We start from the raw sequence: 12,551 nt of genomic DNA on the forward strand, positions 1-12,551 counted from the left end.
GCAACCGGGGCCGACGGGGGGAAGCGCGCGCCGGCGCCCGGGGGTGCGGCGCGTCCGTCCGCTCGCCTACTTTCTTTGTCTACGCAGGTGGAGAGCCTAGGAGCGGATCAGATGGCCACCTTCTCCAAATCGAACGTGCCGCAGTTCTCGGTCGAGGTCTACCAGAACGAGTACCTCCCCGAGGGCGGCCGCGAGGTGAACGCGATCGCCACGGTCACCGCCACGGGCGGCGGCACCACCGGCGGGGTGGCGCCTCCGGCGCGCACGGGAACGGGCGCAGGGACGGGGCCCGGTGCGGGAACGGCCGCGGATACGGGTACCGGGACCGGGGCCGCGGGCCATGCTCCGGACGCGGCCGTCGTGATCATGGTCGACTGCTCCGGTTCGATGGACTACCCGCCGGCCAAGATGCGCAACGCGCGCGACGCGACGGCCGCCGCGATCGGCACCGTGCGCGACGGCGTCGCCTTCGCCGTCGTCGCCGGTACGCACCAGGCGAAGGAGGTCTATCCGGGCGGCGGCCGGCTCGCGGTGGCCAGCGCGGCGACCCGGGCGCAGGCCAAGGACGCGCTGCGCAAGCTCAGCGCGGGCGGCGGCACCGCGATCGGCACCTGGCTGCGGCTGGCGGACCGGCTGCTGGGCTCCGCCGACGTCGCGATCCGGCACGGCATCCTGCTCACCGACGGCCGCAACGAACACGAGTCGCCGGAGGACCTGCGCAACTCGCTGGACGCGTGCGCGGGCCGGTTCACCTGCGACGCGCGCGGCGTCGGCACGGACTGGGAGGTCGCGGAGGTCACGGGGATAGCCTCGGCGCTGCTCGGCTCCGCCGACATCGTCGCCGACCCCGCCGAACTGACCGCGGACTTCACGCGGATGATGGAGTCGGCGATGGGCAAGGAGGTCGGGGACGTCAGCCTGCGGCTCTGGACCCCGCAGGGCGCCGAGATCGTCTTCGTCAAGCAAGTCGCGCCGACCGTCCAGGAGCTGACGGACCGGCGTACGGACTCCGGGCCGCGCACGGGCGACTACCCGACGGGTTCGTGGGGCGACGAGTCGCGCGACTACCACCTCTGCGTGCGGGTGCCGGACGCCGGCGTCGGCCAGGAGATGCTGGCCGCGCGCGTCTCGCTGATCCTGCCCGACGCCGGCGAGGGCGGCGGCCCCCGGCCGCTCTCGCAGGGGCTGGTACGTGCCGTGTGGACGGACGACCTGGCGGCGTCGACCTCGATCAACCCGCAGGTCGCGCACTACACGGGCCAGGCCGAACTGGCCCGCGTCATCCAGCAGGGGCTGCACCTGCGCAAGTCCGGCGACATCGACGGGGCGACGGCGAAACTGGGCCGGGCCGTACAGTTGGCCGGCGCTTCCGGGAACGAGGGAACGGCGAAATTGCTTGCGAAGGTGGTGGACGTCGTCGACGCGGCGACGGGTACTGTGCGACTGAAGGCGAAGGTCACGGAGGAGGCGGAGATGACGCTGGAGACCCGCTCCACCAAAACGGTTCGCGTCAAGAAGTAGCGACCACGGCCGGCTGCGGCGACAGCCGCCGGCTCCGGCGGCGACCGCCGAATCCAGCGGCGAAGAAGAACGGCAACAAACGGCACAAGAGGGGGAATCAACCGACATGCCGACCTGCCCGAACGGTCACCAGTCGGCGGCCGAGGACTGGTGCGAGGTGTGCGGCCACCGGATGTCGGGGACACCGATGCCCGAGGGCGCCGCCCCGCCACCTCCGCCACCGCCCCTGCCCGGCACCCCGCTGCCGCCGCCCGGCTCCCCCGGCCCTCCCGGCGGTGGGTACGGCTATCCGGGGCAGCCGCCCGCGGCCGGGCCGGACGCCTCGGGCCAGGGCGAGCTGTGCCCGCGCTGCGGCACGCCCCGCGAGCAGCAGGCGCCGTTCTGCGAGGAGTGCCGCTACAACTTCCTGACGCACACGCCGTCCGCGCACACGCCCGCCTCGTACGCGCCGCCGCCGACGCCGGGCTTCCAGTCGGCTCCGCCGCCCGCGCCGCCGACGCCGTATCAGACGCAGCCGCCGCAGAGTTACGAGTACCACGGCTCGCGCCCCTCGCAGATCAACCGCCAGGCCGAGCCGCTGCACCCGGAGCCCGAACCGGAGCAGCCGGGTCCGCCGCCCGCCCCCGCGTACGGCGGTGGCGGTGGCGGTGGCGGCGGTGATGACTGGGTGCTGCCGCCGCCGATCGCCTCGGCGCCGGTGGCCCCGCAGCCCGCCGGCGACGACTTCCCGAGCACGCACGCGCAGCCCCCCGCCGCGGCGCCCCCGGCCCGGCCGCCGTACGAGGCCCCGCCGTTCCCCGGCCAGCCGACAGGGCAGCCGGCGGGCCGGCCCTTCGATCCGGACTTCGGGGCGGAGGGCGACGACTACCGGGGCGGCTCGACCCCGCTCGCCCCGCCGCGACCTGGCACCGACCCGTACGGGGCCGATCCGTACGGCGCCGATCCGTACGGACACGGCCGGCCGGGAGCGGCGCAGCCCGGTCCGTACCAGCCGGAGCCCGCCCAGCCCGCCCCCGATCCGTACGGGCAGGGCGGGTACGAGCAGCAGGGGCCGCCGCCCGGCGGCACGGACAGCTGGGTCGCCGTGATCGCGCCGGACCGCGAGTACTTCATGGCGATGATGAACCGCAGCGGCCCCGAGGCCAGCGGGCTCAACCTGCCCGCGTACTCCCCCGAGCAGCAGCTCCCGCTCAGCGGCCACCAGGTCACCATCGGCCGTCGCCGCCACAGCACCGGCGAGTCCCCCGACATCGACCTGGCCCGGCCGCCCGAGGACCCGGGCGTCTCCCACCAGCACGCCATGCTCGTGCACCAGTCGGACGGCAGTTGGGCGGTCGTCGACCAGGGCTCGACGAACGGCACCACGATCAACGGCGCGGAGGACCCGATCAAGCCGTATGTGCCGGTGTCGCTGCGGGCGGGCGACCGGGTGCACGTAGGGGCGTGGACGACGATCACGGTAAGGCGGTCCTGACAGCAGTCGGGGCCGTCAACCGCGAGCCTCCAACGGCCAGTTGTACGGCCCATCGGGGTCGTCGAGCCATGCCCACTGCCGGGAGCCGCGCACGGTCACGCCGAAGCGCTCGCGCCCCGGTTCGCCGGCCTTCCGCCATACGTCGAGGGCCTCGACCGGGTCGAGCCGGCCCGCGGTGAGGGCGAGCAGGAACCGGAAATCGTCGTTCCGCGGCAGGCGGCGCGGCAGGCCGTCGCCGCGGACCGGCGGCGCCGCGCCGCCGCCGCGCAGCGGTACGAAGTAGGCCGGGGTGGCCAGGAAAGACCCCGCGGCGTGCTCGGCGTCGAGGACGCGCAGCGCGATCAGCCCGGTGGCGAGCGGGGCGAGCACCAGGGCGTCGGGGCGGCACTGGGTGAGCCACGCGGGCGGTACGTACGTCATGGCGCAGGTGGCCATGATCCGGTCGAAGGGGGCGCGCGCGGGGCAGCCGCGCACGCCGTCCCCGGTGACGACGGCGGGGTGGCGGCCGGCCGCCGCGAGGTGGTTCCGGGCGGTCTCGGTGATCTCCGGATCGAGGTCGACGGTGGTGACGTTCTCGTCCCCGAGCCGGTGGGCGAGGAGGGCCGCGTTGTAACCGGTGCCCGCGCCGACCTCCAGGACGGTGTGGCCGTCGCGTACGTCCAGGTACTCCAGCATCCGGGCCATCAGCGAGGGCTGGCTGCTGGAGGAGACCAGTTCGCCGTCGCGCAGCCGGGTGGCGAGCGGGGCGTCCGCGTATGCCTCGGTGAGCCAGCGCTCGCGCCGCCGCGGATCGGGGTCCTCACCCCACAGCCGCTCGTACCCGCCGACGACGCCGAGGTAGAAGTACGGCACGAAGACATGGCGCGGCACCTCCTCGAACGCGGCCCGCCACCGGGGGTCGGCCAGGGCGCCGCCCGCCAGCAGCTCGCGTACGAGGCCGGCGCGCAGGTCCGTACTCCGGTCCGTACCGCCCATGTGTCCACTGTGCGCCGCGGCACACGCCGACGCGACCACTGGCGGCGAACAGAGCCGCTGTATCGCACGGGAGTCCTAGATCCCCGGTCCTCGGCCGAGGCGTCTGAGACCATGAAGGGGTGAACAAGATTCCGCGCGGCACGCTTCAGGAGCAGACCTTCTACGAGCAGGTCGGCGGCGAGGAGACCTTCCGGCGCCTGGTGCACTACTTCTACCAGGGGGTCGCCGAGGACCCGCTGCTCCGGCCGATGTACCCGGAGGAGGATCTCGGACCGGCCGAGGAGCGCTTCGCGCTCTTCCTCATGCAGTACTGGGGCGGCCCCCGCACCTACAGCGACAACCGGGGCCACCCCCGGCTGCGGATGCGCCACGCCCCGTTCACCGTCGACCGCGCCGCCCACGACGCCTGGCTCGGCCACATGCGCACGGCCCTCGACCGCCTCGGCTTGTCCGAAGAGCACGAGACCCAGCTCTGGAACTACCTCACCTACGCCGCCGCCTCCATGATCAACTCCGAGGGCTGACAAGGCCGCTGCGGGGCTGACGGGCCGCTCATGCCCGGCGGGGGGGGGCGGGGGCCCGCTCATCGCGCGGTCAGGCCCGGTGCGGGCCGCCCCGGGCCCAGGTCAGGCCGGGGTGACCGTGAGACCGGCGAGGCCGCTCGGGGCATCGGATGTGCGCAGGGCCACCGAGCCGTAGGGGGCACGCAGCCGGAGCCAGCCGCCGGCGGCGAAGAGCGTCAGGGGCTCGTCCGCGACGGCGGTCGCCCCGGTGCGGGGCGCGGGCAGCCCCGCTCGTACGGGCCGGGCGGGCTCCACGGGCCGCAGGAAACCCAGCGACTGCGCGGCGTGCACGGCGCGCAGCGGCAGCCCCGTGCCGCCGAGGGTCCGGGACCAGATCTCGCGGCCGATGCGGTCGCGCTCGGCGCGCGTGCGCCGCTCCTGCGGGAGCGCCTCGTCGCGCGCGCGGAACTCGGCGACGGCGGCCGCGACGGCCGCCCGCACCTCGTCCGTGCCCGGCAGCCCCTCGACGCGCCGCCAGCCGCCGCGCGGCGGCAGCACCCCGGCCCACGGCGGCCCGGTGACCGCCTCTGGCACGTCGGCGGACGCCGCGGCGGCGCCGGCGTCCAGCGCGTCCGCGAGCTGCCCCGCCGAGACGGTGAGGTCCAGCGGGCCTCCGTCGGGCGACGGCGCGGGAGCGGCGGCGAGCCTGGCCGTACGGATGGCGAGCACCTCGAAGGACGGCGGGCGGCCGAAGACCGCGAGGGCTCCGACGCCCGGTCCGCCGCCCGCCTGGAGGCGAACAGCGGCGGCCCGGTCGTAGTGGATCAGCCGGGCGAGGAAGGCGGCCACATCGGCCGCCTCCCCGGCGTCGGCGAACCGCAGCCGCTGCTGGGGCGCCGTCATGCCGCGACGGCCTCCCCCGGCGCACCGCCGGGCTGTTCCTGGTACTCCTCCAGGAACGCCTTCTCCTCGGCGGTGATCCGCCGCGGCCGACCGGCCTCCAGGTCATACGGCACGACGACGGTCGAGGCCCGTACGTACACCTCGTCCTCGTCCTTGACCTCGTAGGCGACCGTCATGGAGGCCGCGGTTATCTTCGTCACCCACGTCTCGACCGTCACCGGAGCATGCCGGTGCACCAGCGGACGCAGGTAGTTGATCTCGTGCCGGGCCACGACGGACCCGCCCGAGAACGAGGCGCTCCCCTCCCCCGGCGCGAGCCGCCACATGAAGTCGATCCGCGCCTCTTCCAGATAGCGGACGAAGACGGCGTTGTTCACATGGCCGAACGCGTCCATGTCGGACCAGCGCAGGGGGCAGGAGTAGAGATGGCGCGCCACGGTCAGCCCCGCGTCAGCTTCTTGTAGGTCGCCCGGTGCGGACGGGCCGCGTCGGCGCCGAGCCGGTCGATCTTGTTCTTCTCGTACGACTCGAAGTTGCCCTCGAACCAGTACCACTTGGACTCGCCCTCGTAGGCGAGGATGTGGGTCGCGACCCGGTCGAGGAACCAGCGGTCGTGGGAGATGACCACCGCGGCGCCGGGGAACTCCAGCAGCGCGTTCTCCAGCGAGGAGAGGGTCTCGACGTCGAGGTCGTTGGTCGGCTCGTCGAGGAGCAGCAGGTTGCCGCCCTCCTTGAGGGTGAGCGCCAGGTTGAGGCGGTTGCGCTCGCCGCCGGAGAGGACGCCCGCGGGCTTCTGCTGGTCCGGGCCCTTGAAGCCGAAGGCACTGACGTACGCGCGGGAGGGCATCTCGACCTGGCCGACGTTGATGTAGTCGAGCTCGTCGGAGACGACGGCCCACAGCGTCTTCTTGGGGTCGATGTTGGCGCGGCTCTGGTCGACGTAGCTGACCTTGACGGTCTCGCCGATCTTGATCGTGCCGGAGTCCGGGGTCTCCAGGCCCTGGAGCATCTTGAACAGCGTGGTCTTGCCGGCGCCGTTCGGGCCGATGACGCCCACGATGCCGTTGCGCGGCAGCGTGAAGGACAGGTCGTCGATGAGGACCTTGTCGCCGAACGCCTTCGAGAGGTTGTCGACCTCGACGACGACGGAGCCCAGGCGCGGGCCCGGCGGGATCTGGATCTCCTCGAAGTCCAGCTTCCGCATCTTGTCGGCCTCGGCCGCCATCTCCTCGTAACGGGCCAGGCGCGCCTTGGACTTGGCCTGCCGCCCCTTGGCGTTGGAGCGGACCCACTCCAGCTCTTCCTTGAGCCGCTTGGCGCGCTTGGCGTCCTTCTGGCCCTCGACCTTCAGACGGGTCTGCTTGGTCTCCAGGTACGTGGAGTAGTTGCCCTCGTAGCCGATCGCGCGGCCGCGGTCGAGCTCCAGGATCCAGCCGGCGACGTGGTCGAGGAAGTACCGGTCGTGGGTGACGGCGACGACGGTGCCGGGGTACTTGGCGAGGTGCTGCTCCAGCCACTGCACGGACTCGGCGTCCAGGTGGTTGGTGGGCTCGTCGAGGAGCAGCAGGTCGGGCGCCTCCAGCAGCAGCTTGCAGAGCGCGACGCGGCGCTTCTCACCGCCGGAGAGGTTGGTGACGGGCCAGTCGCCGGGCGGGCAGCCGAGGGCGTCCATGGCCTGTTCGAGCTGGGTGTCGAGGTCCCAGGCGTTGGCGTGGTCGAGCTGCTCCTGGAGCTTGCCCATCTCGTCGAGCAGCTCGTCGGAGTAGTCGGTCGCCATCAGCTCGGCGACCTCGTTGAAGCGCTTGAGCTTGGCCATGGTGTCGGCCGCGCCGTCCTGGACGTTCTCCAGCACGGTCTTGGACTCGTCCAGCGGCGGCTCCTGCAGGAGCATGCCCACGGTGTAGCCGGGCGAGAGGAACGCGTCGCCGTTGGAGGGCTGCTCCAGCCCTGCCATGATCTTGAGGACGGTGGACTTACCGGCGCCGTTGGGGCCGACCACACCGATCTTCGCACCGGGCAGGAAGCTCAGCGTCACGTCATCGAGGATGACCTTGTCGCCGTGCGCCTTGCGCGTCTTGCGCATCGTGTAGATGTACTCAGCCAAGAGAAACCGTCCGGCAATCGATGAGCGGGCAGAGATTACACACCATCTTGCCGTACGGGCGCCCTCGGGCGGAAACCAGTAGCGGCGCCGCGGCCCCGGAGCGCCTTGGTGCTCCGGGGCCGCGGTGTTCAGCGGTGTTCAGCCGTGTTCAGAGGGTCACGCTCGGCTCACTGGCCGGCCGCGCCCGCCTTCTTCTTGCGGAGGAGGAAGACCGCTCCGCCGCCGACCACGACCAGGCCGACCGCGACGCTCGCGATCACCGGGGTGGCGCTGCTGCTGCCGGTCTCGGCCAGGTCACCGCCGCCCGTGGTGCTGGAGCCGGAACCCGAGGTCGAGCCGGAACCGGTCGAACCGCCGGCCGACGCCGGGCTCGGGTGCGAGGACGGGGCGGGGGTGTGGGTGCCGCCGCCGGTCGACCCGGTGCCCGCGGTCTGGCAGTCCAGGACGCCGGAGAACGTCTTGGAGAAGCCGTTCGGGCCGTTGATCGTGAACTTGTACGCCTGGTCCTCGGCCACCTTCACGAAGGTGGTCTCGGACTTGCCGGGCTGGACGGTGACCTTCTTGCCCTCCAGGGTGAAGGTGAAGGCCTCGTCGCCCTTGTTGGTCGCCGTGACGTTCACGCCGCCCTTGACGCAGTCCTTCTTGGCGGAGACCGCCGGTATGGCGCCCTTCTTCGCCCAGTTCGCCGTGGCCGGCGCGGAGACGGCGCTCGCGGTGGAACCGGCCAGGATCTGGGTCTGGCTCTTGGCGTACTTGCCGATGCCGGTGAAGGCGCGCCCGATCGGCACCTGGGTGGTGGCCGAGGCGGTCAGCGAGGTGGCGCCGTCGGCCGCACCCGCGGGCACGTCGAAGAACAGCTGGCTGCCGTTGACGGCGCTGGCGGCGGGCTTGCCGGTCTTGTCGACGACCTTGACGCCCTTGGTGGCGGCGTCGCCCGCCGGGGTCACGGTCACGCTCTTCGCGTTGGTGTGCACCGTGATCGGGCCGAGCTTCTGGCCCGACTTGCCGGAGACCGCGTTCGGCGTGAGGGTCAGGGACGCCTTGGGCTCCTCGACCTTCTCGGCGTGCTGGGTGAGGTAGTCCGCCAGCTTCTCGGCGCTCTTGTTCTTCGCGTCGACCTTCACATGGTCCGAGTAGCGCCAGATCGCCACCTGGGTGCCGGCGGCGGCCTGGTCCTCGGTGAGCGAGGCCACACCGGCGGTCTTGGCGAGCGCGGTGAGGTCGTTCACGTGCGGGTAGGAGTGCTCCAGAATCCAGAGGATCTTGCCCGCGTCCGGGTTGTTGTGGAGCGAGGACTGCTCCCAGTCGGTCTCCTTGTACTGCGCCCCGTCCTGCGTCGGGTTACGGATGTCGATGCAGTACGACTGGATGTCGCCGCCTTCGCTCACCTTCATCCGGAAGAGGCCGGCCTCGACGCCCCAGCTCTCGCCCTTGTCATGCACGATCGCCTTGCCGGAGGTCGTCAGACCGCCGAGCGTGGCGGTGGCACCACCGCCCTGGTTCTGGGGCACCTCGTCCGCGGCGGCCGGACCGGCCGCGGCCATCGCACCCGCCGCGACCAGGCCGGACGCCAGGGTCGCGGCAGCAAGACGGGCGGGAACCCGCCTTTTTACAGAAATCATGGATTTCCCCTCCGGGCGAGCGCAGATCAATTGGTTGCGCATCGCCAGCGAACTCAAAACTCAGGAGCCCCCGTTGGTACGAAACGGAATCCTAGGGATAGAGCACACCGCGGTCCCCACTCATACCTTCGGATAACCGATCCGAATCGGAATCGTTATCAGCCAAGACCCCCGTGACCTGGGATTATCGACAAATCCACCGGGCAAATCCCCCATTTCAGACGGATGTTGACCCGACCTCTACACCCGCCACAGGGGATCCCGTCGACCAATTGGGGACATTCGCATGCGCGGCCATTTCCGGCATCTCACCCGGAATCGCTCCAGGCATCGCCCCTGATGGAACGTCAGCGATCACGGCCGGAACCGCACCCCCGTCCGCGACCGGAACCGTGGACTCCATCTCGCCCGGCGGTCCATTTCGTTCAACTCGCAATGGTTTGGCGGGAACTACCCGCCGGAACGCCGATGTGCCGCGTGCGAGATCGTGTCCGATGGCCATGGCATCGATGTCCGCCGAAAACCATCGCTTGCCCTCGCGCTCCCCTTGCTGGATGCGCAACTTCCCCTGCACGACGAGCGGTTCCCCCACCGATACCGACGCCACCACATTCGACGCGAGCGACCGCCACGCCCACACCGTGTAGAAACTCGTGGAACCGTCGACCCACTCACCGCGCCCCCGGTCGAAGCGCCGCACCGTGGAGGCCAGCCGGAACCGCGAGACCGCCGCTCCCGTCGCCGCCTGCTTGAAGTCCGGCGCCGTGGCCACATTTCCCACGACCGTCACCAATGCTTCGTTCATCCCGACCGCCCCCGTTCGCTCCCCGCTTCCCGTGCATTCATGCTGCCCGCACTCTCGAAATCCCGCTGGGGCCTGTGGAAGGAGAGGAGGAATGTGAGCAACTCGCTCACTCACAAGGGCTACAGGGGCCTCACGGACAACAAAGGCCACTGGGGCTGTGGAGGGTGGCAGGGGTACGGGTATGGGCCGCACGAGCCCGCAGGAAGGCTCAGCCCTCACACACCGCCCACAGCCGTCCCCGGCCCCGCCGCGATGACGTACTGCTCCCGCACCTCCCGGTAGCGCAGCAGCTCGGCGGCGACCGGCTCCAGCACCCGCGCCCGCCCGCATCCGGCGGCCGCGTGCCGCAGGCGCCGTTCGGCGTCCAGCCCGTGCCGTCGCGCCGGGCCCCGCGCCGCGACCCGGCAGCCGGCCGCCAGCAAGGGCCCGCCGAGCCCACCACCCGTCAGAACCAGTGCGGGCACCCACCATTCGCCGCCGATCCAGCCGGCGACCGCCCCGAGCAACCAGAGCACGCCGGCCACGTGAAGGCCGAACAGCCCCCACTGCCCGGCGGCCGCCGCCGTCCACCACTTCGGCCGTACGGACAGCCCAGCCGTCACATCGGCCGCCCCCCGGCCTGTACGCACCGCCGCACGACCGTTGACACCCCTATCCCCCCTGCCACTCCGACCGGCCTCGGCGTCCGCGCCGCCGTTGGCGCTTCCTCCGCCCTCGGCCTTGCCCACGCCCAGGCTCACGGCGTTCCCAGCGCCTCTGACATGGCAGGCCGCCCCCACCTCGTCCAGCGCCTCCGCCAGCCCCTCGGCACCGCGTCCGGCCGCCTCGCGCACGGCCTGCGCCCAGGGGACGGGCAGCCCCTCGGCGGCTCCGTGCACCAAGGTCCGTACGGCCTGCTCGACCATCGGCCGCGACGCCGTGCGCGAGGGCTGCCCGGCGGGGCGCGGCACATGCGTCCGCGCGCCCACTGCGGGCCGCGCAGCGCCCCCGGCCACGGCCCGGCCGCCTCGCGTCCCGCCGCCCGCTGGACCCCTCTGACGCCTGCCGACCCCACCAGCCCGGTAGGCCCCGCTGTCACCGCCGAACCCGCTGACATCACTGCCGCTGCCGACACCGGCGATGCCTCCGGCCCCTGCGCCGCCTCCCACGCCTCCGGCCGTACAGCCCCCGGCGCCTGCCTGGGCCGTTGCCTGCCTCAGCCCGTACCGGCGGCGGGCCCGCGCCCACGGTGTTCCGCAGGCCCGTGCGGCGGCGCGCAGCCACGCCCGTTCCGCGGCCTGCCCGGCCGCCGCCGCGCCCACCGCCTCGGCCAGCCGCTCCTCGAACTCCTCGCGCGCCGATTCCGTGAGCCCCGCGCGCCCCTGCGCGACGTACGCGGACCGCAGGCGCTCCGCCGCGCCGTCCACGTCCGCGGCCAGCCGCCGCTCGGCGGCGCCGCGCACGGCGGCGAACTGTCCCAGCAGCTCGCGCAGCTCGCCGACGCCTTCGCCCGTGAGCGCGGACAGCGCCAGTACGGCCGCGCCCGGATCGCCGTATTCGCCGAGCGCCAGCCCGTCCTCGTCCAGCAGCCGCCGCAGGTCGTCCAGCACCTGGTCGGCGGCCTCGCCTGGCAGCCGGTCCACCTGGTTGAGGACGACGAACGTCACCTCCGCGTAGCCGGCCAGGGGGCGCAGATAGCGCTCGTGCAGCACCGCGTCCGCGTACTTCTCCGGGTCCACCACCCAGATCACCGCGTCCACCAGGCCCAGCAGCCGGTCGACCTGTTCCCGGTGGTCGGCCGTGGCCGAGTCGTGGTCGGGCAGGTCGATGAGTACGAGCCCGCGCATCTCCGGGTCGTACGGCCGCGGCGGCCGCAACCGCGCCTCGGCCGGGATCCGGAGCCGGTCCAGGAGGCCGCCCGCGTGGTCGGTCCAGGCGCACGCCACGGGCGCGCAGGTGGTGGGCCGGCGCACCCCCGCCTCGGAGAGCCGGGCGCCGACGAGGCAGTTGAAGAGCGTCGACTTCCCGCTGCCGGTTGATCCGGCCAGGGCCACCACCGTGTGGTCCAGGGAGTGCCGCTGCCGCGCGGCGGCCTCCTCCAGGACCCGGCCCGCCTCGGCCAGGGTGCGCCGGTCCAGCCGCGTCCGGGACAGCCCGACGAGTTCGCGCAGTGCGTCGAGACGGGGCCGCAGGGCGCTGAAGTCGGTGCTGGTGACGGGGAAGGCGGGGGCGGCGGGCGGAGCTGTGCCGCGCGCGGTCGACGGGTAGCCCCCATGATCCGCGTAGTCGTCCGGCGCGTACTCCTTGCGCCCTCGGTTTTCGGCGTCCGGCGGTGCGGAGTCCGCCACCGCATTGCGCCGGGCTCGCCACCGCGCGCCGTCACCCGTAGTGGCCGCGCTCGTAGCGCTCTCGCCCGTGACGCCGGGGCCCTGCGCGCGGCGCGCGATCAGCCCGTCGTCCCAGGAGGCCCGGCGCATCACGAGCGGCGGGACCAGGGGGGCGGAGGGGGCGGCGCCGGAATCGGGGGCGAGGCCGAAGGCGTCGTGGCTGTCGTGGACGCCATGACTGTCGTGGACGCCGTGGCTGTCGTCGCCGTCGTCGCCGTCGGCGCCGTTGGCGCCGTTGGCGTCAGCGGCGGCGGGCCGGGGCGGGGTCGCGGTCACCG

General features: G+C 72.9%; 10 protein-coding genes. 3 read left to right on the forward strand and 7 right to left on the reverse strand.

The features are described from left to right. Nucleotides 1-111: 111 nt before the first annotated feature. Both AB0I49_RS27810 and AB0I49_RS27815 read left to right on the forward strand, forming a co-directional pair. Nucleotides 112-1,521: a VWA domain-containing protein gene (locus AB0I49_RS27810; RefSeq protein WP_363229847.1), complete on the forward strand. Its 1,410-nt coding sequence runs from the start codon at nucleotides 112-114 to the stop codon at nucleotides 1,519-1,521. Nucleotides 1,522-1,627: 106 nt separating this feature from the next. Next, nucleotides 1,628-2,995 (forward strand): FHA domain-containing protein, encoded by a 1,368-nt coding sequence (locus AB0I49_RS27815; RefSeq protein ID WP_363229848.1) that lies wholly within the window; start codon nucleotides 1,628-1,630, stop codon nucleotides 2,993-2,995. 15 nt (nucleotides 2,996-3,010) lie between these two features. Here the strand turns inward: AB0I49_RS27815 and AB0I49_RS27820 are convergent, their stop codons facing one another. After that, entirely contained in the window at nucleotides 3,011-3,970 is a 960-nt protein-coding gene (locus AB0I49_RS27820) for a methyltransferase domain-containing protein (protein ID WP_363229849.1), read from the reverse strand. Nucleotides 3,971-4,089: 119 nt separating this feature from the next. Between AB0I49_RS27820 and AB0I49_RS27825 the strand changes: the two genes are divergently transcribed. Then, nucleotides 4,090-4,494, forward strand: a complete 405-nt coding sequence (locus AB0I49_RS27825; protein WP_363229850.1) for a globin — start codon at nucleotides 4,090-4,092, stop codon at nucleotides 4,492-4,494. Nucleotides 4,495-4,596: 102 nt separating this feature from the next. Here AB0I49_RS27825 and AB0I49_RS27830 read toward each other — a convergent pair whose 3' ends face one another. The 6 genes from AB0I49_RS27830 to AB0I49_RS27855 all read right to left on the reverse strand — a co-directional run bounded on the left by AB0I49_RS27830 (nucleotide 4,597) and on the right by AB0I49_RS27855 (nucleotide 12,549). Next, complete coding sequence (locus tag AB0I49_RS27830; protein WP_363229851.1) at nucleotides 4,597-5,376, reverse strand: hypothetical protein; 780 nt, start codon at nucleotides 5,374-5,376, stop codon at nucleotides 4,597-4,599. Further along, complete coding sequence (locus AB0I49_RS27835; protein WP_363229852.1) at nucleotides 5,373-5,813, reverse strand: thioesterase family protein; 441 nt, start codon at nucleotides 5,811-5,813, stop codon at nucleotides 5,373-5,375. The genes AB0I49_RS27830 and AB0I49_RS27835 overlap by 4 nt, the downstream gene beginning before the upstream one ends. 2 nt (nucleotides 5,814-5,815) lie before the next feature. After that, complete coding sequence (gene ettA / locus AB0I49_RS27840) at nucleotides 5,816-7,480, reverse strand: energy-dependent translational throttle protein EttA (protein WP_363229853.1); 1,665 nt, start codon at nucleotides 7,478-7,480, stop codon at nucleotides 5,816-5,818. A 167-nt stretch (nucleotides 7,481-7,647) separates the two neighbouring features. Next, the gene (locus AB0I49_RS27845) at nucleotides 7,648-9,102 is read right to left on the reverse strand and encodes a Cys-Gln thioester bond-forming surface protein (protein ID WP_363229854.1); all 1,455 of its coding nucleotides are present in this window, start codon (nucleotides 9,100-9,102) and stop codon (nucleotides 7,648-7,650) included. A 217-nt stretch (nucleotides 9,103-9,319) separates the two neighbouring features. After that, nucleotides 9,320-9,907 (reverse strand): single-stranded DNA-binding protein, encoded by a 588-nt coding sequence (locus AB0I49_RS27850; protein WP_363229855.1) that lies wholly within the window; start codon nucleotides 9,905-9,907, stop codon nucleotides 9,320-9,322. Between the two features lie 215 nt (nucleotides 9,908-10,122). Then, nucleotides 10,123-12,549, reverse strand: a complete 2,427-nt coding sequence (locus AB0I49_RS27855) for a GTPase (RefSeq protein WP_363229856.1) — start codon at nucleotides 12,547-12,549, stop codon at nucleotides 10,123-10,125. Between the last annotated feature and the right edge of the window lie 2 nt (nucleotides 12,550-12,551).

The sequence above is a fragment of the Streptomyces sp. NPDC050617 genome (genome assembly GCF_040654795.1).
GTDB lineage: Bacteria > Actinomycetota > Actinomycetes > Streptomycetales > Streptomycetaceae > Streptomyces.